The sequence below is a fragment of the Paenibacillus sp. OK076 genome (genome assembly GCF_900110055.1).
Taxonomy (GTDB): domain Bacteria; phylum Bacillota; class Bacilli; order Paenibacillales; family Paenibacillaceae; genus Paenibacillus.
Genome location: NZ_FOCH01000009.1, coordinates 33,700 through 56,807, shown reverse-complemented (window position 1 = coordinate 56,807; position 23,108 = coordinate 33,700). Strand labels below are relative to the sequence as shown.

General features: G+C 47.5%; 21 protein-coding genes and 1 riboswitch. Of the genes, 19 read left to right on the top strand and 2 right to left on the bottom strand.

Annotated features, from left to right (window positions below):
* Nucleotides 1-163: 163 nt before the first annotated feature.
* Complete coding sequence (locus tag BMY78_RS31105; protein ID WP_024633700.1) at nucleotides 164-418, bottom strand: AbrB/MazE/SpoVT family DNA-binding domain-containing protein; 255 nt, start codon at nucleotides 416-418, stop codon at nucleotides 164-166.
* Nucleotides 419-735: 317 nt separating this feature from the next.
* Between BMY78_RS31105 and BMY78_RS31100 the strand changes: the two genes are divergently transcribed.
* The 13 genes from BMY78_RS31100 (at nucleotide 736) to BMY78_RS31040 (ending at nucleotide 13,736) form a co-directional block, all read left to right on the top strand.
* Nucleotides 736-2,016 carry an HD domain-containing protein gene (locus BMY78_RS31100; protein ID WP_090905228.1) on the top strand — a complete coding sequence of 427 codons (1,281 nt, stop codon included), beginning with the start codon at nucleotides 736-738 and terminating at the stop codon, nucleotides 2,014-2,016.
* 338 nt (nucleotides 2,017-2,354) lie between these two features.
* Nucleotides 2,355-3,125 (top strand): TatD family hydrolase, encoded by a 771-nt coding sequence (locus BMY78_RS31095; RefSeq protein WP_177185938.1) that lies wholly within the window; start codon nucleotides 2,355-2,357, stop codon nucleotides 3,123-3,125.
* 241 nt (nucleotides 3,126-3,366) lie between these two features.
* Nucleotides 3,367-3,620: riboswitch (cyclic di-AMP (ydaO/yuaA leader) on the top strand.
* Between the two features lie 273 nt (nucleotides 3,621-3,893).
* Nucleotides 3,894-5,078, top strand: a complete 1,185-nt coding sequence (locus BMY78_RS31090; protein ID WP_090905226.1) for a 3D domain-containing protein — start codon at nucleotides 3,894-3,896, stop codon at nucleotides 5,076-5,078.
* 155 nt (nucleotides 5,079-5,233) lie between these two features.
* A complete protein-coding gene (gene rnmV, locus BMY78_RS31085; protein ID WP_090905224.1) occupies nucleotides 5,234-5,779 on the top strand; it encodes a ribonuclease M5 in 546 nt (181 codons plus the stop codon).
* Nucleotides 5,780-5,783: 4 nt separating this feature from the next.
* Nucleotides 5,784-6,686, top strand: coding sequence for a 16S rRNA (adenine(1518)-N(6)/adenine(1519)-N(6))-dimethyltransferase RsmA (rsmA, locus tag BMY78_RS31080; RefSeq protein WP_090905222.1), 903 nt, complete (start codon nucleotides 5,784-5,786; stop codon nucleotides 6,684-6,686).
* A gap of 59 nt (nucleotides 6,687-6,745) precedes the next feature.
* Nucleotides 6,746-7,642, top strand: coding sequence for a sporulation peptidase YabG (gene yabG / locus BMY78_RS31075; RefSeq protein WP_079697633.1), 897 nt, complete (start codon nucleotides 6,746-6,748; stop codon nucleotides 7,640-7,642).
* Nucleotides 7,643-7,795: 153 nt separating this feature from the next.
* A complete protein-coding gene (gene veg, locus BMY78_RS31070) occupies nucleotides 7,796-8,071 on the top strand; it encodes a biofilm formation stimulator Veg (protein WP_053778931.1) in 276 nt (91 codons plus the stop codon).
* Between the two features lie 245 nt (nucleotides 8,072-8,316).
* Nucleotides 8,317-8,493 carry a small, acid-soluble spore protein, alpha/beta type gene (locus BMY78_RS31065; protein WP_053778930.1) on the top strand — a complete coding sequence of 59 codons (177 nt, stop codon included), beginning with the start codon at nucleotides 8,317-8,319 and terminating at the stop codon, nucleotides 8,491-8,493.
* Nucleotides 8,494-8,642: 149 nt separating this feature from the next.
* Nucleotides 8,643-9,497, top strand: coding sequence for a 4-(cytidine 5'-diphospho)-2-C-methyl-D-erythritol kinase (gene ispE, locus BMY78_RS31060; RefSeq protein WP_090905253.1), 855 nt, complete (start codon nucleotides 8,643-8,645; stop codon nucleotides 9,495-9,497).
* 98 nt (nucleotides 9,498-9,595) lie between these two features.
* Nucleotides 9,596-10,423, top strand: coding sequence for a pur operon repressor (gene purR / locus BMY78_RS31055; RefSeq protein WP_090905221.1), 828 nt, complete (start codon nucleotides 9,596-9,598; stop codon nucleotides 10,421-10,423).
* A gap of 188 nt (nucleotides 10,424-10,611) precedes the next feature.
* On the top strand, nucleotides 10,612-10,896 hold the full coding sequence (spoVG, locus tag BMY78_RS31050; protein ID WP_017691372.1) for a septation regulator SpoVG: 285 nt from the start codon (nucleotides 10,612-10,614) through the stop codon (nucleotides 10,894-10,896).
* Between the two features lie 393 nt (nucleotides 10,897-11,289).
* Nucleotides 11,290-12,681: a bifunctional UDP-N-acetylglucosamine diphosphorylase/glucosamine-1-phosphate N-acetyltransferase GlmU gene (gene glmU / locus BMY78_RS31045; protein WP_371129210.1), complete on the top strand. Its 1,392-nt coding sequence runs from the start codon at nucleotides 11,290-11,292 to the stop codon at nucleotides 12,679-12,681.
* A 101-nt stretch (nucleotides 12,682-12,782) separates the two neighbouring features.
* Entirely contained in the window at nucleotides 12,783-13,736 is a 954-nt protein-coding gene (locus BMY78_RS31040; protein ID WP_017691370.1) for a ribose-phosphate diphosphokinase, read from the top strand.
* Nucleotides 13,737-13,845: 109 nt separating this feature from the next.
* On the opposite strand, the gene BMY78_RS31035 is transcribed toward BMY78_RS31040, so the two are convergent.
* Nucleotides 13,846-14,046 (bottom strand): hypothetical protein, encoded by a 201-nt coding sequence (locus BMY78_RS31035; protein ID WP_024633712.1) that lies wholly within the window; start codon nucleotides 14,044-14,046, stop codon nucleotides 13,846-13,848.
* A 364-nt stretch (nucleotides 14,047-14,410) separates the two neighbouring features.
* On the opposite strand from BMY78_RS31035, the gene pth reads away from it, so the two are divergent.
* From pth to BMY78_RS31005, 6 genes are all read left to right on the top strand, one after another.
* Nucleotides 14,411-14,971, top strand: a complete 561-nt coding sequence (pth, locus tag BMY78_RS31030) for an aminoacyl-tRNA hydrolase (RefSeq protein ID WP_090905217.1) — start codon at nucleotides 14,411-14,413, stop codon at nucleotides 14,969-14,971.
* Between the two features lie 97 nt (nucleotides 14,972-15,068).
* The gene (locus tag BMY78_RS31025; protein WP_024633714.1) at nucleotides 15,069-15,299 is read left to right on the top strand and encodes an anti-sigma-F factor Fin; all 231 of its coding nucleotides are present in this window, start codon (nucleotides 15,069-15,071) and stop codon (nucleotides 15,297-15,299) included.
* 278 nt (nucleotides 15,300-15,577) lie between these two features.
* The gene (gene mfd / locus BMY78_RS31020) at nucleotides 15,578-19,105 is read left to right on the top strand and encodes a transcription-repair coupling factor (RefSeq protein WP_090905215.1); all 3,528 of its coding nucleotides are present in this window, start codon (nucleotides 15,578-15,580) and stop codon (nucleotides 19,103-19,105) included.
* Nucleotides 19,089-20,237: a peptidylprolyl isomerase gene (locus BMY78_RS31015; RefSeq protein WP_090905213.1), complete on the top strand. Its 1,149-nt coding sequence runs from the start codon at nucleotides 19,089-19,091 to the stop codon at nucleotides 20,235-20,237. Before mfd ends, BMY78_RS31015 begins: the two co-directional genes overlap by 17 nt.
* Before the next feature lie 319 nt (nucleotides 20,238-20,556).
* A complete protein-coding gene (gene spoVT / locus BMY78_RS31010) occupies nucleotides 20,557-21,099 on the top strand; it encodes a stage V sporulation protein T (protein WP_090905211.1) in 543 nt (180 codons plus the stop codon).
* Between the two features lie 192 nt (nucleotides 21,100-21,291).
* A complete protein-coding gene (locus tag BMY78_RS31005) occupies nucleotides 21,292-23,085 on the top strand; it encodes a putative polysaccharide biosynthesis protein (RefSeq protein ID WP_090905209.1) in 1,794 nt (597 codons plus the stop codon).
* The last annotated feature ends 23 nt before the right edge of the window (nucleotides 23,086-23,108 follow it).

The following is a 23,108-nucleotide window of genomic DNA, read 5'->3' as shown; positions in this document are numbered from 1 at the left end:
CTTTTTGGTTGTACAGACTCGCAGCTCGATTTTATGGGTAATGAGAACCAATAAGAAAGCAAAAAAATACCTTCCAGCGGTGGGGTTCACACCGGGAAGGCGATCAAGGAATATAAAAAGGTTAGAAATAACAATTTAATAAGACCATTATACCTGATATTTCTTATTTTGTCACAGGTGCAGGGATTTCGGAAATACATTCGTTACAAACAATTTTACCTTTGAAATAAGTAACGTTCTCTGCATTGCCACAGAAGATACAAGCTGGTTCGTATTTTTTCAACATGATGCGCTCGCCGTCAACATAGATCTCAAGAGCATCTTTTTCACCAATACCGAGCGTACGGCGCAATTCAATTGGAATAACTACCCGTCCCAGTTCATCCACTTTTCTTACAATACCTGTTGATTTCATCATTATAATCAGTGCTCCTCTCAGCTAACGATCATTGTCATTATTCGACATTATTTTATGTTTTATGATACTCATCATACCAACGATTCCCAAAACAGTCAACCTTAAAATTAGCTTAAAATAAAGGCTGTTTTTGATAAGATTACGAGTGGTAAGGGATTGGGAGCTATTTTTCGTATTTAAACATCAATGTCAGCTTTGTCGATTTGGAAAACGACAAAAATACAGTATTCGACAAGATTCGTCAAACTGTGTCGAATCCTTGGTGGTATTATACTGAAAAGCGACAAATACAAACGATATTAAAGGAGTGAACAGACATGGAACAGCGTTTAACGGAAGAAAAGGTGTTTAAAGATCCGGTACATAATTATATCCATGTGCAAGATCCGATTATATGGCAGTTGATCAACACGCCCGAATTTCAACGTTTACGCCGAATCCGTCAATTGGGAACATCATTTCTTACTTTCCATGGTGCAGAGCATAGTCGCTTCTCACATTCCTTGGGTGTCTACGAAATTACGCGTAAGATTATTTCCCAATTCGAAAGAAGTCACTATTCAGATTGGCCAAAGGAGGAAAAAACGGTAGCCCTTTGCGCAGCATTGCTCCATGATCTTGGACATGGGCCGTTCTCTCACTCAATAGAAGAAGCTTTCGATATGAATCATGAGGATTGGACTTGTCGGATCATTACAGGTGATACCGAAGTAGGGGCGATCTTAAGACGGTATGCTCCTGATTTTCCCGAGAAAGTGGCTTCTGTTATTCAAAAGACATATGAGCAACCTATTGTCGTTAATTTGGTCACCAGTCCGCTTGATGCGGACCGCATGGATTACTTGCTTCGGGATGCCTACTTTACAGGTGTAAACTATGGGACGATCGACCTTGACCGTATCCTGCGTATGCTGCGTCCATTTCACGGAAGAATTGTGGTCAAGGAGTCGGGCATGCATGCCGTGGAGGATTACTTGATGTCCAGGTACCAGATGTACTGGCAAATTTACTTTCATCCGGTTACCCGAAGTTCGGAAATTATATTGCGGCAAATATTTAAGCGGGCGAAAAGTCTCATACAGCAAGGTTTCCAATTCCGCTTCATGATCGATCCACTGTCCCAGCTATTCGCCGGCGATTTAACGGTGGATGAATACTTGCAGCTGGACGAAGCTTTGATTCAGACGGCATTTATGCAGTGGCGCAAAGAGGACGATGCTGTTCTAAGTGAGTTATGCGAACGTTTTATAGATCGCAAATTATATAAGTATGTAGAGATTGAACAGATCGACGTAAACCTGATTGAAGAGATTCGGGAAGCCTTCACTGCAGCGGGTCTTAATCCCGAGTATGATCTGGAAATTGATTTTCCAACGGATAATCCGTATGATGTGTTTCGTCCGGATGAATCGACGGACAAGCAGATTCTGCTGCTTGATCGGCAAGACAAGTTACATGAGTTGTCAGAGGTATCCGACATTGTCCGTTCAATCAGTGGTCTTCATCGCGGAAAGCATCACTTGTATTATCCGCAAAATAAGGTGGATGCGATTGTTCATGAATTACCGTCAAATATACGCCCCTATTTCTCACATTAAATGATCAGCAATACTGTTCAGGAGTCTGGTGAATAAAGCTTTCTAAAAGAGCTATTTTCCATGATACAGTAATCTGCTTTAATGGAGAGTACATGTAGATCGACATAATTTTGTAATCAGAGCAATTAGAATACAACCCGGATGGCTAAAGATAAGCAACATATAGATAAGGAAGAACTTGTTCGCTCTACATGTTGTGCTCAATGTGCTGAATGAGCTAATAGAATGAAATAAAGAAAAAAATATGACCGAATTTAGGAATATTTATGTTCTGGTTAGTTTACCGGATGGATTAAAAAGAGCTAGTCGTTAATTCGACATGAAGGGAGAAATACAGCATGATGTTGTTCGACACACATACACACCTGGATGCACCACAATTCGACGAGGACCGCGAGGAAATGATTCAGCGTGCTGTGGATGCGGGCGTTAGTCGCATGATTAACGTTGGCTTTAACCGGGAGACTATTCCATCCACGATGAAGCTGGCTGAAACCTATGATTTTATATATGCTGCGGTAGGCTGGCACCCAGTGGATGCAATCACGATGCAGGAGGGTGATCTGGAATGGATTGCGTCTTTATGCAAGCATGAAAAAGTGGTAGCTATCGGTGAAATTGGTCTAGACTATTATTGGGACACTTCACCGAAAGAGGTTCAACATCGCGTATTACGACAACAAATTGGTCTTGCCCGTGAGTTAAATATGCCGATTGTCATTCACAACCGGGATGCGCATGAGGATATTGTAAAGATTTTGCGTGAAGAGAAGGCAGGAGAAGTAGGCGGTGTTATGCATTCCTTCTCTGGCAGCTGGGAAACGGCGAAAATGTGCCTGGATTTGGGCTTCCATCTTTCCTTCGGAGGGCCAATCACGTTCAAAAATGCGAAGCAGCCTAAAGAGGTGCTTAAGAAGGTTCCGATGGACCGATTTTTCATTGAAACCGATGCTCCTTATCTAACACCTCACCCTTATCGTGGAAAACGAAATGAGACAGCGCATGTACGTCTGGTTGCAGAAGCAGCTGCGGAAATTAAAGGCATTTCGGTAGAGGAAATTGCAGCAATAACGACCAAAAATGCCATGGAACGATTTGGGATTCGTTAAAATATCGAGCAAAACGGGTGAAAAAGTGAGTTAGGCGGAGTTAATTTGCTTTTTGATCCAAATAAATCAAGAATATTACAATATTTTAACCAAATATTTAGAAAAACGTACTTGAACAACGCTTTACAACATGCATAGAAACAGGATATCATCTTTTCAGTGAATTGTTGTGCGGAAAATTGGACAGATGTTCGGGGGATGAACAAAGGGACACTTTCCGATGAAACAACATTACTTTCATGAATCAGTCTCGCTGAGTCTCCGTTAACGGAGAGCGGGGGAACCAATAGGGCTTAAACATCGGTGTTTGCAGCCGATGCGCAACATGCGCTGACCCAAAAGCAGCGTATGAATCTGCGAAGCCGTATTTGATTTCTTCTTTGGGTCTCGGGGTGAATTCAAGGGCGTCCGCCATGAGCGGATGACCGGAGATAGGGCGGCTCTCTTTCGCCCGAACCCGACAGCTAACCTCGCAAGCGGAAAAAGAGAGGCAACCTCGTGCATGAATTTCCGATATTCAGAATCATTCGGAAGCCACGAAAGAGTTCCTCTTAAACTCTTTCTTTGGCTTTTTTGTTTTTGAATAAAAGAAATACGGTCATCATACGGTAAGTATTCAGGAGGATGACATCATGTTGCGAAGATTGATTCATGGTGCAGAACCGGATTATGTTGGTCCGATCTGTGTTCTGTAGAAAATTTGGTATAGTCGCGTCAAAGACATCATGCATTACTTTAGACGGCGAGGCTATGAAGGAGGACGGAGAAGTGGGCACATTCCAACCAGAAGAGACCCATGAGTCACGATCATCCAGTAAGTCTTTCGCGTTGCGGTGGAAGCATGAGAACATGCGTCAAATGGCATTGATCGCGATTTTCTCAATTGCGCTTACAATCATGATCTTGTTAGTCGTTTACGGTCAGGCCGGGAAACAAATTTCACTGGTTATTGATGGCAAAGCTCAAGCGGTAGAGACTCGTACAGGAATGCTTCAGGAAATGCTGGAGGAGCAGTCAATCACAGTCAGCCCTCACGATCAGGTATCCATGCCCTTGAATGGGGCGATTACAGATGGAGACCGCATCGTTATTGAGCGGGCCGTTCCAGTTAAGATTACGGCAGACGGAGACACCAAGACTCTGTATACAACCGATTCATCGGTAAAAGATGCGATTAAAAAATCAGGTATTCAGATTGCAAGTGAAGACAAAGTGTATCCGGCGCTTGGAACCACTATCGAAGCGGATATGAAAATTCGTGTAGTGCGGGTAACAAAGCGTACGGTGGACGTGGAACAGCCGATTGCTTATAAAGTGATCAAAACGGCTGACCCTAGCTTGTACAAAGGCGACAATCGTGTCATTGTGAGCGGTAAAGAAGGCACGCTTGTACAGCATATTGAAAAGGTGTTCCAGGATGGAGAATTGGTCTCCAAAAAAATGGTGGGTAAATCGGTCGCAACGAATCGCGTTGATAAAGTGATTGCCGTTGGTACCAAAGCCAAACCTGTTGTGAAAGAGCCAGTGATTCAGACGGTATCAGCGCAGACTTCCACGACAAAAACAGCAACAACCACGAACTCGAAGAAAACCGCTGCCTCGGGCAGCAAAGTAATTACCGTCTCAGGCAGTTCTTTTAAATATTCTAAAGTGTTGAAAAATGTATCCATGACGGCATACTCTTCTGAAGAGCCCGGTATCGGCACAAAAACGGCATCAGGTACTCGGGTAACCGAGGGACGTACCATTGCGGTTGATCCCAAAGTCATTCCAATTGGCTGGTGGGTATATATCGAGGGCCTTGGCTTCCGTCGTGCGGAAGACACAGGTGGTGCCATTAAAGGCAACAAAATTGATGTGTATTATGATAGTGTGAAGCATGCCCTGAACTTCGGACGGAAGAAAGGCAAGACGGTATATGTGATTGGTCCGGTGAAGCCGGAAGCGAACTAAAATCGTTTTACTTTGAAATGGGAATGCTATAAAATATAAGCATGAATGATTCATGCGGAATATGCGGCGGAGGGGTCTGAATTCAGTCTCCCCCGCCGTTTGGCAGAGAAGAGGATATTCCTCTTCTTTTTGCGTTAGAAAGGAAGAAATGGAACATGATAAGAGAAGTGATCGTGGTGGAAGGTCGTGACGACACCGTAGCTATTCGACGTGCGGTTCAGGCAGATACGATCGAGACTGGTGGGTCGGCCATCAACCAGCGTATTCTAAAGCGCATTGCACTTGCCCAAGAGAGACGTGGTGTCATCGTACTGACAGACCCGGATCATGCTGGTGAACGTATTCGTAAAATCATCGCCAATAAAGTACCTGGCTGCAAGCATGCCTTCATCCCGGAGGCAGATGCTACGCGTAAAGGCGACATCGGAGTGGAGAACGCCTCACCTGAGGCCATTCGTCATGCACTGGCACGTGTACACACGTCTTATGAAGGCGCACCCAGTCTGATCGATTGGGAGGATCTGATTGCGGCGGGACTGATTGTGCACCCACAGGCTGCTGCACGTCGTATGGAGATGGGCAATCTGCTGGGCATAGGATATTGCAACGGCAAGCAGTTCCACAAGCGGTTGAGTGTATTCCAGATTACCCGGGAAGAGTTCTCCGCAGCATTATCGCAAATTGAACGTGAAGGATTGTGAGCGTATGAAGGGCATGGAAGAAACGGTAGAGATTGCAACCCCCAAACGAACCAAAGAAATTATTCAAAGACACGGATTTTCATTCAAGAAGAGCCTGGGTCAGAACTTTCTGATCGATCAAAATATATTGAACAAAATTGTAAATGCAGCTGATTTGGACGAGTCCAAGGGTGCACTTGAGATCGGACCAGGTATCGGCGCCCTCACAGAACGTCTGGCTCGGGTAGCCGGGCCTGTAACGGCTGTAGAGATTGATCAGCGGCTGCTGCCGATTCTGGGTGAAGTGATGCAGCCTTATCCGAATGTTCGTGTGCATCATGGGGATGTGCTGAAGCTGGATCTGGCTGAGCTGTTCCGCACCGATTTTGGAACGGTAGATAAAGTGAGTGTTGTGGCCAATCTGCCTTATTATGTAACGACGCCAATCATGATGAAACTGCTCGAAGAGAAGCTGCCTGTAGACAGCATTGTGGTCATGATCCAGAAGGAAGTGGCTGAACGCATGGCTGCTGCTCCTGGATCTAAGGACTATGGCAGTCTGAGCATTGCAGTCCAGTACTACAGTATGCCTGAATTGGTCTGTATTGTTCCGCCCACGGTATTTATTCCGCAGCCTAATGTGGAATCGGCTGTAATCAAGTTAAAGGTGCGTGAGCAACCGCCGGTTGAAGTTCCCGACGAGGCACATTTCTTCGAAGTGGTACAGGCTTCATTCGCGCAGCGTAGAAAAACAATCTCCAATAATTTGAAAGCTCGTTTCTTCACAAAGGAGAACAGAGAACAGGCTGATCAGCTGCTGGAGCAGGCTGGTATTCAGCCTTCGAGACGGGGAGAAACATTGAGCCTGCAGGAGTATGCGACACTCAGTACCGTAATGTGGGAAGCTGGGGTACGCGCAGCTCTGTAAAATTCGGATGAACCAATCCGGGTTTCTGCCCATACGATGGGGTAGAGGTGATAATGTTGATGAATATCGGAGACTTGGTCGTTCGAAAGTCATACGGTGGAGATGTGACTTTCCGGTTGGAAGGCCTCCAGTCGGACGGTGCCATCATTAAAGGGACCGAGTTCCGGCTGTTAGCCGATTCCCCTGTGGACGATTTGATACAGGTTCCTTATGAACCGCAGAGTGCCAAGACGAGGCAGGCTCACGTGAAGGCGCATCAGACGCTCTCACGCTTGCAGCAGAATCGAATGGAACAGGCCGAGCGCAATCGTGAAGGTTTGGTTCAGGAATGGTCTGTTCAACAAGAACCCGCCTATTTTGAGATGCCTGGCAAAGTACTGCACTTGGATGGCGATCCTAATTATCTAAAAAAAAGCATGAACCTTTATGAGCAGCTTCGTGTTCCCGCAGAGGGGCAATACGTACATGAGTCTGCCATGGCGGACACTTTATATCGTCTGCTGCCCAAAGTTCGCCCGGACATTGTTGTCATTACTGGCCATGATGGTGTACTTAAGACTCGTCAGCCCTATGACTTATATAGTCTGGGCAGCTACAAAAATTCGCAAAACTTCGTATCCGCTATTCAGGTGGCTAGGCAATATGAACGCCATCTCGATGCGCTCACGATTGTAGCTGGTGCGTGTCAGTCCCACTTTGAGGCCTTGCTGCGTGCTGGAGCGAACTTTGCCAGTTCACCAGGCCGAATTCTCATTCATGCTTTAGACCCGGTCTATGTGGCAGCCAAGGCAGCCTTCACGTCAGTGCGCGAAACCGTGAATATGAATGACATTTTGCATAACACGATTAGTGGCAGCCAGGGTGTGGGCGGCGTTGAGACACGAGGGAGTTATCGGGTAGGTCTGCCCGGATTGAATGATTTATCCACGTTAAAAGTGAATCCATCAGCCGTCTGAAGATGGCAGAAGAAAGCCTCATTTAGGGGCTTTTTTTGTTTGCAAAAAAATTCATTGACAACAACTTTTTGATACTGATATAATAATTAGTTTTGATTTGACAATGACTGTAAAATCCGGTATAATGGACAAGAAAAGAGGTGGTCGTCGACAATGGCTAAAAATACGCTATTGGATATCAAACGCAATCTCGATGCACATATCGGTCAGAAAATTATGCTGCGGGCTAATGGTGGCCGCCGTAAGACCATTGAGCGTACGGGTGTATTGGAAGAAACGTACCCTTCTGTTTTTATTGTCAAGCTTGATGAGGAGCAAGAAACATTCAAGCGAGTATCCTACAGTTATGCTGATATACTTACGGAATCGGTGGAAGTCATGGTATTTGATCCAGGCAGCCAGACGCATAGCTCCTACATGGAGACGTAAGTATCGATTTACGGCGATTCTGCCCCCTTGGGCAGGTCGCTTTTTTTATTTTGAAAAAATCCCGCTCGGTTCATGGGAGAGCCATAGTTGATCAGGAATGAGTCTGGGGAAGAAGCGGCATACTATTTGGACAGGTTCAAGGCATTATTCTTAAGTAGATCAAATGAATTGGCTTGGCCTGGGGGCAATTAGTCCCGGATACCAATGGACTTATCATGAATGAACTATTTGGAGGAGGATGATCCATGAGCCGGAGAAGAAGAAGTGTAATGTCGGATGAACTCAAGAATGAACTGGCAAAAGACCTGGGGTTCTATGATACTGTCCAGCAGGAAGGTTGGGGCGGGATCAAAGCGAAGGATGCGGGCAATATGGTGAAACGGGCCATTCAACTTGCGGAAGAAGCTGCACGCAAATCGTAATCCGGTTCAATCGGTTTGGAGAGCGGGGCAATCCGGCAGGAATGACCTCGCTTTTTCCCCATGGATGCGGAATAGAAATGACTTGACAGCCCCATTTTGATATAATATGTTAAGTTGTCTTAGGGAAAAGGTGAGGACGGGTGAACGCCTTGAAAATTTACGAAAAAGCGCCTGCTAAAATCAATTTGATGCTAGACGTTTTACATAAAAGAAGAGATGGATTCCACGAAGTTGAGATGATCATGACGATGGTGGATCTTGCCGATCGACTGGAAATGTCTGAGCTGCCTCGTGACACGATCTTTATCTCTAGTCAGGCGGGATATATCCCCCTGGATGAGAAGAACTTGGCTTTTCAGGCAGCCAGGCTCATCAAAGAGCGTTATGACGTGAGAACCGGAGTGCATATTCATCTGGACAAAAAAATACCGGTGGCCGCCGGACTTGCTGGTGGCAGCAGTGATGCAGCAGCAACGCTGCGTGGATTGAATCGCCTCTGGCGTCTCAACATCCCCGATCAAGAGCTGCAGGAACTTGGAGCCGAACTGGGCTCGGATGTGCCTTTCTGCATTACAGGCGGAACAGCACTCGCCACAGGCCGTGGGGAGAAGCTGACACCGATGCCGAATCCCCCGCAATGTTGGGTGATCTTGGCCAAGCCGCCGATTAATGTGTCCACAGCCGACGTCTATGGACGGTTCCGCAGCGACAAGATCGTTCGTCATCCGAGTGCTGCCAAAATGGAGCAGGCCATTCGCAATCAATCCTTTGCCGAAGTGTGCGGGCAGATGGGGAATGTGCTTGAGGACGTAACGTTGAAGCTGTATCCGGAAGTTCAGCATCTGAAGGATGCCATGATTCGGCTTGGAGCAGACGGAGTATTAATGTCAGGCAGCGGCCCTACTGTGTTTGGGCTGGTCTCCAAGGAGTCCAAAGTTGCACGGATCTACAATGGGCTGCGAGGCTTCTGTAAAGAAGTATACGCCGTACGTATGCTAACTTAAAATTCGCTTTTATAATGTACAAACACGTATAAAGGTGGTATATTTTTAAATAATTATTCGGATTTGGATGTTTTCCGTGATCGTGAGGATGGATCTCTGTGAAGAAATTAAAACGAAGCGCAAGGCTGGTTGAAATGACGCAGTACTTATTGTCTAGACCGCATACGGTTATTCCGTTGACCACATTTGCCGAACGCTACGGAGCTGCGAAGTCGTCGATCAGTGAAGATTTGGCGATTATCAAAGAAGTGTTCGAAGAAGGTGGTTCGGGAGAACTGCATACACTGGCTGGAGCAGCCGGGGGAGTAAAGTGGATTCCAAAGGTGTCCAGAGAACTGGCACTGGCTTTTGCAGAACGACTTTCTACCCAGCTCGCGCAGCCCGATCGGATACTCCCTGGTGAGTACCTGTACATGTCCGACCTGCTTGGACAGCCCGCATTGATGAATGAAGCCGGCAAGATTTTTGCAACGGCCTTTGGCAATATGGATATTGATGTGGTGATGACGGTCGAGACTAAAGGAATTCCGCTTGCTTATGCGACCGGAGCCCAGCTCAACCTGCCTGTAGTGCTCGTGCGTAGGGACCATCAGGCTACGGAAGGATCGGCCGTAAGTATCAATTATGTATCCGGGTCCCATAAAAGCCTACATACCATGTCCCTATCTCGCAGGGCTATGCGTGAGCACTCCAGAGTGCTCATTGTAGATGATTTTATGAAAGCCGGGGGAACCGTCCAAGGGATGATCGACCTATTAGCCGAGTTTAATGCTACGGTAGCGGGAGTAGGCGTATTAGTAGAATCTGGATCGGTTGATTCGGAAGAACGACTGCTGACGGATTACATTTCTCTGGCGAAGCTGACGGCGGTTGATGCGAAGAGCAGACACATTTCCGTCAAGCCTGGCAACTATTTTGACGTGTAGAATCATGACGAATTACATGTCGGGAAAGGTTCTTTTCCATCGACCTGGCACTAACGTTGTCGAATTGTGTATTAAATAAAAAAATTCCTGAAATTAGGACATTTTTATGGTTATAAAAAGAAGGAGTTCGTATAGGCTGTGTGGAATTATACACCAAGTTCTGATGGAAAAAGGTGGTGAACACACACATGCAAATTACGGATGTCAGACTCCGCCGTGTTAACTCTGAGGGGAGAATGAAGGCTATCGCATCCATTACCATCGATAACGAATTCGTCGTTCATGACATTCGCGTCATCGATGGCAATAACGGAATGTTTGTTGCTATGCCGAGCAAGCGGACTCCTGACGGAGAATTCCGTGATATCGCCCACCCGATCTCTTCCGGTACTCGCGAGAAGATTCAAGCAGCTGTTTTGACTGAGTATGATCGCGCAGCAACTGAGGAAGAAGTCATTGAAGAAGGTGCCTGAGAACATTATTGGGGTTCGAAGGAAAAGAGAGCCATGTCTTATGGCTCTCTTTTCTTTTTGACGGGAATAAGATATATTCAGTATTGAGTTTATTCACAGAAGAGCATTTTCGCAGCTTGAATTCTGCAAAATGTTGAAAGAACAAAAAGCGCAGCGTGCGCTTGGTAACAGGGCGGCATCTTAGGAATCATGGGAATCGGTTAAGCTCGCAGGTACACGGCGTATACATATAGGTCACGATTTGTTGGTGTCCGCGTTGTTACGCGTGATTACAGAGACAGCAGGCGATGAACAAGACCGGCGCAGGGCCGGCTGAACGTTACTCATCGGATATATACAGGTAAGGTCAAACGATGGGTTTTTCAGAACAGGAGGTCGTAAATTTTGAAAAGAATGGCAATCGTTCTTGCGGCAGGGCAAGGCAAACGGATGAAATCAAAATTGTACAAGGTACTGCATCCCGTATGCGGTAAACCAATGGTGGGTCACGTGCTGGATGCAGCTCTTCGCGCAGGTGTTGAACGCAGCGTCGTTGTGGTCGGTCACGGTGCCGAAGCGGTGCAGTCATTTTTGGGTTCCAGAGCAGAGTACGTGCTTCAGGCTGAACAATTGGGAACAGGACATGCGGTGAAGCAGGTTAAATCTCTGCTCGGCAGTGAAGCAGGGTCAACCATTGTTGTCTGTGGAGATACACCACTTGTGACCAGTGAAACGCTGGAAGGACTGATGAAGCTGCATGAGAGTCGCGGAGCAGCAGCAACGGTACTTACAGCTAAACTGGACAATCCCAAAGGGTACGGTCGCGTTATTCGCGGAGAAGATGGTTCAGTACAACGCATTGTGGAACAGAAGGATTGCACGGAGCAGGAAGATGCCGTGAACGAAATCAACACAGGTACGTACTGCTTCGATAATGCCAAGTTGTTCGCTGCGCTGGAGAAAGTGACGAACCAGAATGCTCAGGGAGAGTATTATCTCACTGACGTGGTTGGCATTTTCCGTAATGATGGAGAAGTGGTGGAAGCCTACATGTCAGATGACATCGCGGAATCCATCGGAGTTAATGATCGGCTTGCCCTTTCACAAGCAGAAGCGTTCATGCGTGAACGTTTGGCGGTAAGACATATGTTGAACGGTGTTACGATCATCGATCCGGCATCGACATATATCGGGGCGGATGTTACCATTGGATCAGATACGGTATTGTATCCGGGTACCATACTCAAAGGGTCAACTACCATTGGTGAAGCCTGCCATATTGGTCCTCAGGCTGATATCGAAGACAGTATCATTCAGGATGGGGTTACAATCAAACATTCTGTGCTGTCACAAGCCGAGGTTGGATCAGAAGCAACCGTAGGTCCATTTGCTTATTTGCGTCCAGGCACCAAACTGGGCCGCAAAGTAAAAATTGGTGACTTTGTTGAAGTGAAAAATGCTACAATTGATGAAGGCTCCAAAGTATCTCATCTCAGTTATATTGGGGATGCTAAAGTCGGGAAAAACGTAAATGTTGGATGCGGGGCAATAACGGTGAATTATGATGGATATAATAAAGCTGTAACGACGATTGAAGATGATGCGTTCGTAGGCAGCAATGTCAATCTGATTGCACCTGTCACGGTAGGAAAAGGCGCATATGTTGTTGCGGGCTCTACCGTTACCCATTCCGTTCCCGACAACGATCTCGCGATTGCCCGCCCACGCCAGGAGAACAAACCTGGGTATGCGGAGAAAATCCGTGGTCGTGCCAAAGCAAAGAAACAAAATGCCAAACCCGAATAAGGGGTATTGATATTAAGAATTGCCTGCCGAACATCGGGGGGTGCCGACATGTCGCAGACGCTTATAGATTCCAATGAACCAGCACGGAGGGTTTTTATTTTATGACTTATTTTGATTCGAAACTAAAAATATTTACTTGCAATTCTAACCCCAAGCTTGCCCATCAAATTGCTGATTATATCGGAATTCCTATGGGTGAATCTCACACAACCAGCTTCAGTGATGGTGAGATCCAAGTGAAACTCTCTGAGAGTGTTCGGGGCTGTCACGTTTATATCGTGCAGTCTACTTGCTTGCCGGTTAATGACAACCTGATGGAAATGCTCGTTATGATTGATGCACTTAAACGGGCATCTGCCAAGACGATTAACGTCGTTATTCCGTACTATGGTTATGCTAGACAGGACCGTAAGGCCCGTTCGCGTGACCCGATTACAGCCAAACTGGTTGCCAATTTGATCGAAAAAGCGGGTGCAACCCGTGTAATCGCGATGGACTTGCATGCCATGCAGATCCAGGGATTCTTCGACATTCCAGTCGATCATCTGCTCGGCGTGCCGATTTTGGCTCAATATTTCCGCTCGAAACAGATCGAAAATCCGGTTGTTGTATCGCCTGACCACGGCGGCGTAGTACGCGCTCGGAAACTGGCGGACTTCCTGAATGCACCTCTCGCAATTATCGACAAACGTCGTCCAGAGCCGAACGTCAGCGAAGTGATGAACATTATCGGTAACATCGAAGGTAAAACAGCAATTCTGATCGATGACATCATTGATACAGCGGGAACGATTGTACTGGGAGCAAATGCTCTGATGGAAGGCGGCGTGAAGGAAGTATACGCTTGCTGTACTCACCCGGTATTGTCCGGCCCTGCGATGGAACGCTTGGAGAATGCACCGCTGAAGGAAGTTATCGTAACGGATACTATTCCGATTACGCATGCTAACCCGACAAGCAAACTTAAAGTGTTGTCTGTAGCACCTTTGCTCGGAGAAGCCATTATCCGGGTTCATGAGGAATTGTCAATCAGCAAGCTGTTTGAAATTGAATAAGGATGTCTGCATAAAGTAGTAGAGGGGTTACGTTTTCCGGATCAATGGAAAATGTAACCCCTGTCGGCGTGCCGTTATGTTGGAAGTGAAGCAGTTGCCTGCCGGATTTCTAGTATCCGGGGCGGGAGATAAAACGGAACCGGCGCCGATGAAAAAGAGTGTCGGCAATTTCGACAAATTGATTATCGAAACGTGTGATTAGTCCGATCTCAATATGGGTGTCGCGGTCATATACCTGTACAGGTACGTGATATTCCAGATGATAGATAAAATCGCTATGTTGAGTCAGTTGTCCGTTGTCTTCGCGCAAAACCCGCTCACCTTCCTGGGTTGATGAATAAAAGCTGTAAACATAATATAAGTTGAAACTGACGTTTACACCAAAACGGAGAGTGCAGAACCAATCTGAAGAAGCGGAGCGTGCGCCTGAAAGCTTTCTGCAAGAAAGCTACTTCGAAAGCATAGGCTATCACCGGATTATTCCCTTGGATCAAGGGAATAAAGAAAATCTGGGGATAAGAGCCGATCGAAAGATGGTACTGCAATCGGAGTGATAAGGTGTAATAATCGTTCAAATTATATAACCATTTCGAATCATACTTTGTTGATATTATATGAAATATAACATTCGAAGTCTATGCTTCACCTTAGGCTGATCCGAAGGAGGGAACAAGATGAAGTGGATTGTCGGCCTCGGAAATCCAGGCCCGAACTACGCTAAAACCCGTCATAATATCGGCTTTATGGCACTCGATCGACTTGCAGAGCGCCATAATATCTCCATTACGCAGAGCAAATGCAAGGCGCTGATTGGAGAAGGTGTGATTGGCGGCGTCAAAACGGTGCTGATTAAACCAATGACGTTTATGAACCTATCCGGTGAGTCGGTAAGGGCTTATATGGATTTTTATAAAGTTAGTCTGGAAGACCTGATTGTTGTCTACGATGATATGGACACGGAAACAGGCAAAGTCAGATTGCGTTACCAGGGCAGTGCAGGTGGTCACAATGGAATCAAATCCATTATCCAGCATACCGGTACTCAGCAGTTTAACCGGGTACGCATGGGAATATCCCGACCAGAACCGGGACATGCCATTGTAGATTACGTACTGTCGAAGTTTATGAAGAACGAAAAGGAAGCCCTCGAACAAACGATCGAACAGACCTGTGATGCATTGGAGTATAGTCTGGATCATACGTTTGAGCAGACGATGGCCAAGTTCAATGGATAACCGCTGCAACTGACACTGGAAAAATGATCAAGATTCGGGTTCAATTCAGTCTTAATGGGCATACTGGACGTATAAACCATGTTCAGGAGGCATAAACATGTCAGTGAATTATGTGTGTAGGCACTGCCGTACTTTTATTGGACGAATCGATTCTGCCCGGATAACGGAAGCGCAATTGGGCTTTCATTTCTTGACCCCCGACGAGCGGAGGGATATAATAGCGTATAATTCCGGTGGCGATATAACCGTTCGGATTACATGTGATTATTGCAAAGAAGCTTTGGAATTTAATCCTGAGCTGAGCCTGCTTGCGAGTCCGCTTCAATAATTAACTCGCACGCAGCAAGAACTTATGACAGATGATGGCGGCTGCGGAATACCGCTCCACCTTTATAGCCTTGGCAGCCTGCTGAGGCTTCTTTTCAGTTGGGATGAAACCAGACTGCTTCCAAAATCGTGCTCAGCCACATTAAACGGATGTGGCAAAGTAGCGATTAATCCTTTATGATGAAACAGGACAAAAAGGAATTTGTATCCAATTTTTAATGTGGTGAACCTGCGCGCAGGCGTGAGATACTCAAGTAAGTTATAAGAGAGGTGCCCCTTTTGTTACAAGCACTTATACAGGCTTTTTCCAAAGATCCGGACTTCGGGTCCATTACGGCCGGGATTACATCCGGTATGAAGGAGCAATTGGTTTCGGGCTTATCCGGTTCGGCACGTCAGATTATGCTGGCTGCCCTGCATCAGGAAACGAACCGACCCCTGCTCGTTGTGACACACAATATGTTTTCCGCTCAAAAAATCGCAGAAGATTTACAGGAAGCGCTTTCACCGGATCAGGTGCTGCTCTATCCTGCCAACGAACTTGTTGCCGCTGAAGCTGCTGTTTCCAGTCCGGAAACATTGGGTCAGCGTATTGATGTGTTGGTCCGTTGCGCCCAGGGATTCAGGGGCGTTGTTGTTATCCCATTTTCCGGGGTACGGCGCTATGTTCCACTTCCGGAAGTAATGGCTAATGCTCAGATTACAATTAAACAAGGCAATACGCTGGAGCTCGATGCATTCCTGCTGGAGATGGTGAAGCTTGGATATGAACGTGTAGAGCGCGTAGAATCACGTGGTGAGATGAGTGTGCGTGGAGGAATTATTGATTTCTATCCAGTTACATCGTCCATTGCGTATCGTGTGGAATTATTCGACGATGAGATCGATTCCATTCGGACATTTGATCCTGCAGACCAGCGTTCCATTGAACGAATTGACGAAGTGACGGTTCTGCCGTGCAAAGAGTTAATTGCAGATCGCGAACGCATGGAGAAGGCTGCGGATACAGCCGTTATTTTGCTTGACCAACAGTTGGAGAAAATGACGGACCGGCAGGCGAAGCTGCGTCTGCGGGAAGAAATTCATCGTGAGATCGAACTTCTGCGGGAGCATGTGTATTTCTCCGAAATGTATAAATATATTTCACCGCTCTATCCCGAAAACAAGACGATCTACGACTACATGCCAGAAGATACATTGCTTGTACTCGACGAGCCGGCAAGGCTTGCAGAGACGTCGAAACAGCTTGACCGGGATGAGTCGGAGTGGAATCTGCATTTGATGCAAAACGGGAAGACCCTTCCGGACCTGCATCTGTCAGCGGATGGGGATGATCTGATCTATGAACGTCCATTCCAGACGCTGTTTATGTCCATCTTTTTGCGTCAGGTTCCTCATACCCAGCCGCAGAATATTCTCAACTTTATCAGCCGTGGAATGCAGGACTTCCATGGTCAGATGAACGTGCTCAAAGCAGAGATGGAGCGCTGGCAGAAAGCCGGGGTTCAGGTGCTTATGCTGGCTAACGGTGAGGAAAGACTCGATCGGATGCGTCGGGTACTCATGGACTATGATATCCCTGAGCCGGAGATGCTTATTGGCAACCTGCAAACCGGATTTGAGATGCCTTCCATTCATCTGGCTGTCGTTACCGAAGGCGAGATGTTCTCACAGAAGCAGCGCAAAGTGCGCAAGCCGATTCGTAATGTGGACAATGCAGAACGCATTAAATCCTATAGTGAGCTGAAAGTGGGCGATTATGTCGTTCACCAAAATCACGGGATCGGTAAGTATCTCGGCATCGGTACACTTGAGGTTGGCGGTATTCACAAGGACTACATGCATATTCTCTATGCAGGTGGAGACAAACTGTCTGTACCGATTGAGCAGATTGATCTGATTCAGAAATATGTCGGTTCGGAAGAGAAAGAGCCGAAAATATATAAACTGGGCGGCAATGAGTGGACACGGGTTAAAAATAAAGTCCGCACATCTGTACAGGATATTGCTGATGATCTAATCAAGCTTTATGCGGAACGCCAGACGTCAAAAGGTTTTGGCTTCGACAAAGACTCTGCGGAACAGCAGGAGTTTGAGGACATGTTCCCTTACGATGAGACACGTGATCAGGTACGTGCAATCGAAGAAATCAAGAAGGATATGGAACAAAATCGTCCGATGGACCGTTTATTGTGTGGGGATGTCGGTTACGGCAAGACCGAGGTTGCGATCCGTGCTGCATTTAAGGCTGCCATTGAGGGGAAACAGGTTGCTGTATTAGTCCCTACAACCATTCTGGCTCAGCAGCATTATGAAACGTTCCGTGAGCGTTTCTCCGGTTATCCATTCAACATTCATGTACTTAGCCGATTCCGTTCACGCAAAGAACAGAACGAGACAGCCAAAGGCATTAAGGCAGGCACGGTCGATATCGTGATCGGTACTCATCGGTTATTGTCACAGGATCTAGTCTTCAAAGATCTTGGCCTGTTAATTGTAGATGAAGAGCAGCGCTTCGGTGTAACGCACAAGGAAAAACTGAAAAAGCTGAAAACAAACGTGGACGTGCTGACACTGACAGCGACGCCGATTCCGCGTACCCTTCACATGTCCATGCTGGGCGTTCGGGATCTGTCGGTTATCGAGACACCGCCGGAAAACCGTTTTCCGGTACAGACGTATGTCGTTGAACACAGTCAGGCGCTCGTTCGTGAAGCGATTGAACGTGAATTGGCTCGTGGCGGTCAGGTGTACTACCTGTATAACCGTGTGCAGGGAATTCAGGAGATGGCTGCGGAAATTTCCGAATTGGTGCCGGAAGCCAAGGTGGGCGTGGGGCATGGGCAGATGTCGGAAACGGAGCTGGAAAAAACCATTCTGGACTTCCTCGACGGGGAATATGACGTGCTCGTCAGCACAAGCATTATTGAGACCGGGGTGGATATTCCCAATGTAAATACCCTGATCGTGCATGACGCGGACAAAATGGGCCTCTCCCAGCTGTATCAGCTGCGTGGACGGGTAGGGCGTTCCAACCGGATTGCGTATGCCTATTTCACATACCAACGGGACAAAGTGCTGACCGAAGTGGCTGAGAAACGTTTGCAATCGATCAAGGAATTCACCGAACTGGGTTCGGGATTCAAGATCGCAATGCGCGATTTATCGATTCGCGGCGCGGGTAATTTGCTCGGAGCTGAACAGCACGGCTTTATCGCGTCTGTCGGATTCGATCTGTATTCTCAGATGCTGGCAGAGGAAATCAACAAACGCAAAGTTACAATGCTCGGCGAAGAGCCGGTGCCATCCGATCAGTGGAACACAACGCTGGATCTCAGTATCGATGCGTACTTGCCGTCGGATTATATTTATGACAGTATTCAGAAGATTGAAATTTATAAAAAAGTGGCGGTTATTGCCTCCTTCGACGATGCAATGGAACTGGAAGACGAATTGGTTGACCGATTCGGAGATCTGCCAGAAGCCGTAATCAACTTGCTGGCGGTGGCCAGAATGAAAGTCTATGGCAAGATCTACGGTATTGAATCCATCTCCCAACGCGGAGATGATCTTACAGTGAAGTTCTATGAAGGCAGAGAACATGCATTTGAGCTCTCAAAAATCGCACACATTGGAAATCAGTTCGAAAGACGTGTACAATTTGAACAAGGATCCCATATGCTTATTCATGTCAAGGGTAAAGGGCTTGGGGACAAGCAACTGATGGAGCTGGTAGAGAAATTTCTGGAGTCCATGAAAAGTGCTTTTAAATCAAAGGGGGAACTAAAGGATGTTAGCAAAGTATAAAAAAGTAGGGAAAGTACTGTCTGTGAGCATGGTAGCAGTACTGTCCTTATCACTGCTTGCTGCTTGCGGCAAGAAGGAAGAAGCGACAACGGAACCAAAGGATACAAGTGCTGTAGTCGCTACGTATGATGGCGGTACAATTACAGCCAATGAATTCGACATGGAGCAACGGGTCATGAAATTCCTCTATCCGGAATATGCACAAATGATGGATATGGATGATTTCAAGGAATACCTGGTGAAACAGGAAGTTGCATATGAATATTTGAGTGGAAAAGCAAGTGATGCAGCCAAAACCGAGGGTGCCAAAACAGCGACAGAACAATTCGACAAAATGAAAGCTTCTGTTCAAGCTGATCAATGGACTGAGATGCTGAAAGCTCAGAATCTGACAGACCAGAACATTAAGGATTACATGACTCGCATTATGACGGTAATCAAGGATAAAGAAACGGGCGTTACTGAAGATGCGATTAAAGCTGAATTTGAGAAAAATAAAGATCAGTTCACAACGGCGTCTGTTCGTCACGTACTGATCAACTTTACGGATCCAAAAACGCAAAAAGAGCGTAAAAAAGAAGATGCTCTGAAACTTGCGAAAGAAGTAAAAGCGAAATTGGACGGGGGAGCGGACTTTGCTGAAATTGCGAAGAAATACTCTGAAGACACAGGTTCTGCAGAAAAAGGTGGATTGTACGAAGATACACCTGTAGCCAGCTGGGTAGATGCGTTCAAAGAAGCGGCTAAAACGCTGCCATTGAACAAAATCAGCGATCCTGTAGAGACTGAATACGGTTATCACATCATGAAAGTAGAAAAACGTACAGAAGCGGACTATGCGAAATTGACTGCTGAGCAAAAAGAAACACTCAAAAGCCAATTGGCCGCTGCTGAGATTGACACATTTATGACCAGCGAACTGGACAAAATCGTAAAAGAAGTAAAACTGCCAAAAACAGACAAGGCTAAAGAAGGCACGACTGAAGGTACTACTGAAGGCAAGACCGGTACTGGAACAGGTACTGAGGTTGAAAAAACCGATGCGGGTACGGATACCAAAACGGATAAAGGAACAACTGGAACCGACAAGGAAACAAAAACAGATGAAAGTACAGATACAAGCGGTAAATAAGATAGCGAGTGCATACATTCAGCAAATACGTTTGTCTGGATGATACACTGAACGCTTCAAATATGGACAACCATACAGAAAAGCAAGAGGGGGACTTAAGGCCTGCCTCTTGCTTTTCCTTGTATCTATGGAGCAAAGTGGGTACATGGTCGCCTTCTGTGGAAGTTTACACAACTATATTCTCCAAAGTATGTATAAGGAAATGGGAACAGATGAATACTATGGTCAAGATATCACACTAAACGTTCTGGGACTTTCCTCTACCCATTAAGGAACAGTAGTTGAAAAATCTTCTCGAGAAAGTGGGGCAACATGTGAAATGAAAGCTACTGGTATTGTCCGCCGTATTGATGACCTCGGTCGAGTGGTCATTCCGAAAGAAATCCGCCGTACGTTACGTATCCGTGAAGGCGATCCACTTGAGATTTTTGTGGACCGCGATGGAGAGGTTATTCTTAAAAAATACTCGCCGATTGGCGAACTTGGTGATTTTGCTAAAGAATATGCAGAATCGCTGTATGAAAGTACAGGCCATGTCACGATGATCTCTGACCGTGATACGATTATTACGGTAGCAGGTGGCTCCAAGAAAGAATATCTGGACAAGCAGGTAGGTCAACTGGTGGAGAGTTGTATGGAAAACCGGAAGACGATTATGGAGACCAACAATGGTTCTTATGAGCTTAGCAAAGATCATGACGAGACGTTATCATCTTTTGTTATCGCCCCAATCATTTCGGGTGGTGACCCCATCGGAACGGTTATCCTTTTCAACAAGGATGAATCGGTGAAGATGTCTCAGATGGAAGTCAAAATGTCTGAGACGGCTGCCGGGTTCCTTGGCAAACAGATGGAGCAATAAAAACAAGCAATCAACTCCTGGTGCCCAGAGGGCAACCAGGAGTTTTTGCATTTTAGGGAAGCTGTAGACAATGTGGATAATGTCCTGAAGGGCAGGATGCCTTGAAGGGTTAGTCTGTGCGCCTTTGGACAGGTATAATAGCTAGGTATACGTTTGAAGAGAAGAATGCACGGACGTACGCAGGAGGGACATATGAAACAGTCGTCTACAGGCTCAAGATTGCTTCAGGGCGCATTTGTGCTTGGGCTTGCCGCCATTATATCCAAAATCATTGGTGCTTTTCAGAAGGTTCCGCTGCAGAATCTGGGGGGAGACGGTGTTTTTGGCATCTACAATACGGTGTACCCGTTCTATATGCTCATCATTACCATTGCTGCTGCCGGGCTGCCTGTCGCTATATCCAAATTCGTAGCCGAGCAGAATGCTCTTGGTCGACCGGAGGAGGGGAAACGGGTTATACGCTTGTCCTCGATGCTGCTTGGTGGAATTGGCCTGACGCTGGCTTTGTTGATGTATATAGGTGCACCGCTTATTGGAGATCTGATTGGAAACGGAAGTGTCGTACCGTCCATTCGGGCAGCTTCAATGGCATTGCTGTTTGTACCGGTGATGACAGGACTGCGCGGATATTTCCAGGGGTTGCAGCAAATGGTGCCTACAGCCGTATCCCAGGTGGTAGAGCAGACTGTTCGGGTCACGGTGATGATTGTTCTGTTGTTGTGGCTCATGGGGCGGGACGCTTCATTGGAAGCCATTGCAGCTGGAGCTATGATTGGTTCAGTGGCAGGAGGGTTTGCCGGGTTAGTTACGATGCTTGGATATGTGTACCATCATCGACGGAAAATTAGGGAAAGGCTCGCTGTTATGAACGATGCTCAATTAGATGGGCCAGCCAGAGAGGGAATGCGGAAATCATCTCACGGCGATAACGGGAACAACCGAGGTAATAATAAATTTTACACAAAAGAATCTTCGGCTGTGCAGGTGGAGAAAACGGAAGAGCGTCGAAGCGACAGCACCAGCCTTCTGTATGAACAGCGGCGATCCAACGGCGAATGGATGCGGACACTGCTGATCTATGCCATTCCGGTCTGCCTCGGATCATTGGCCGTGCCATTGATGAATCTGGTGGATACCTTTACGGTACCCCGGTTGTTAAGACGAGAAGGGTTGGATGAGCTTCAATCCATGGTGTCCTTCGGCATTTACAACCGTGGTTTGCCGCTGGTTCAGTTGGTGACGATGCTTGCCACGTCGCTGTCTGTGCTCTTTATTCCGGCGATGGCCGAAGCCCGGCTGAAAGGCGGGCCAGAAGCCGTAAGGCAGCAAGCAGGCCTTGCGCTGCGCTGGTTCTGGTTGATCGGCCTGGCGGCATCCGCAGGTCTGGCGGTTCTGGCAGAGCCGATTAACCGCATGCTGTACGGGGATGCCGCAGGCACCGAAGCTCTGCGGTACATGGCGCTGACGGCTGCGGGCAGCACCGTCAGTATTATCGCGGCGGCGCTGCTGCAAGGCCTCGGCGCCGTGCGCGCACCCGCGTTCAGCATGCTGGCCGCCGCAGGCGTCAAGGCGCTGCTGAACGTCATGCTTGTGCCGGCGCTGGGCATCAGCGGCGCGGCCCTCGCAGGCGCAGTCGCCTACATGCTGGCGGCTGGCCTGAATGTGGCGCTGCTGGCGCGGCTTGTCGCCCTGCGCCCGGCCCCTGGCGCCGTCCTGGCGAAGCCGGCGCTGGTGATCGCCGCCATGAGCCTGGCGGCGGCAGGCACGGCCTGGGCCGCCGAAGCAGTGCTCGGCGGCATTGGGATCGCGGCCGACCGCAGGCTGGCCGCGATGGGCGTGAGCCTGCTTGGCATTGCCGCAGGCTCGGCCGTGTTCGTGCTGGCCGCTGCCCGGACGAGGCTGCTGACCGCCGCAGAGCTGGCGGCCGTGCCCAAGCTGGGGCCGATGCTGGCCAAGCTGCTGCGCAGACTGCGTGTGCTGCGCTAACCCTCGCGTTGCGCTGCTACGCT

Bases quoted from the DNA above. Each gene is read 5' to 3' on its own strand.
- BMY78_RS31105 (WP_024633700.1), bottom strand. From the start codon at position 418: ATGATGAAATCAACAGGTATTGTAAGAAAAGTGGATGAACTGGGACGG.
- BMY78_RS31100 (WP_090905228.1), top strand. From the start codon at position 736: ATGGAACAGCGTTTAACGGAAGAAAAGGTGTTTAAAGATCCGGTACAT.
- BMY78_RS31095 (WP_177185938.1), top strand. From the start codon at position 2,355: ATGATGTTGTTCGACACACATACACACCTGGATGCACCACAATTCGAC.
- rnmV (WP_090905224.1), top strand. From the start codon at position 5,234: ATGATAAGAGAAGTGATCGTGGTGGAAGGTCGTGACGACACCGTAGCT.
- rsmA (WP_090905222.1), top strand. From the start codon at position 5,784: ATGAAGGGCATGGAAGAAACGGTAGAGATTGCAACCCCCAAACGAACC.
- yabG (WP_079697633.1), top strand. From the start codon at position 6,746: ATGAATATCGGAGACTTGGTCGTTCGAAAGTCATACGGTGGAGATGTG.
- veg (WP_053778931.1), top strand. From the start codon at position 7,796: ATGGCTAAAAATACGCTATTGGATATCAAACGCAATCTCGATGCACAT.
- BMY78_RS31065 (WP_053778930.1), top strand. From the start codon at position 8,317: ATGAGCCGGAGAAGAAGAAGTGTAATGTCGGATGAACTCAAGAATGAA.
- spoVG (WP_017691372.1), top strand. From the start codon at position 10,612: ATGCAAATTACGGATGTCAGACTCCGCCGTGTTAACTCTGAGGGGAGA.
- glmU (WP_371129210.1), top strand. From the start codon at position 11,290: ATGGCAATCGTTCTTGCGGCAGGGCAAGGCAAACGGATGAAATCAAAA.
- BMY78_RS31040 (WP_017691370.1), top strand. From the start codon at position 12,783: ATGACTTATTTTGATTCGAAACTAAAAATATTTACTTGCAATTCTAAC.
- pth (WP_090905217.1), top strand. From the start codon at position 14,411: ATGAAGTGGATTGTCGGCCTCGGAAATCCAGGCCCGAACTACGCTAAA.
- BMY78_RS31025 (WP_024633714.1), top strand. From the start codon at position 15,069: ATGTCAGTGAATTATGTGTGTAGGCACTGCCGTACTTTTATTGGACGA.
- BMY78_RS31015 (WP_090905213.1), top strand. From the start codon at position 19,089: ATGTTAGCAAAGTATAAAAAAGTAGGGAAAGTACTGTCTGTGAGCATG.
- spoVT (WP_090905211.1), top strand. From the start codon at position 20,557: ATGAAAGCTACTGGTATTGTCCGCCGTATTGATGACCTCGGTCGAGTG.
- BMY78_RS31005 (WP_090905209.1), top strand. From the start codon at position 21,292: ATGAAACAGTCGTCTACAGGCTCAAGATTGCTTCAGGGCGCATTTGTG.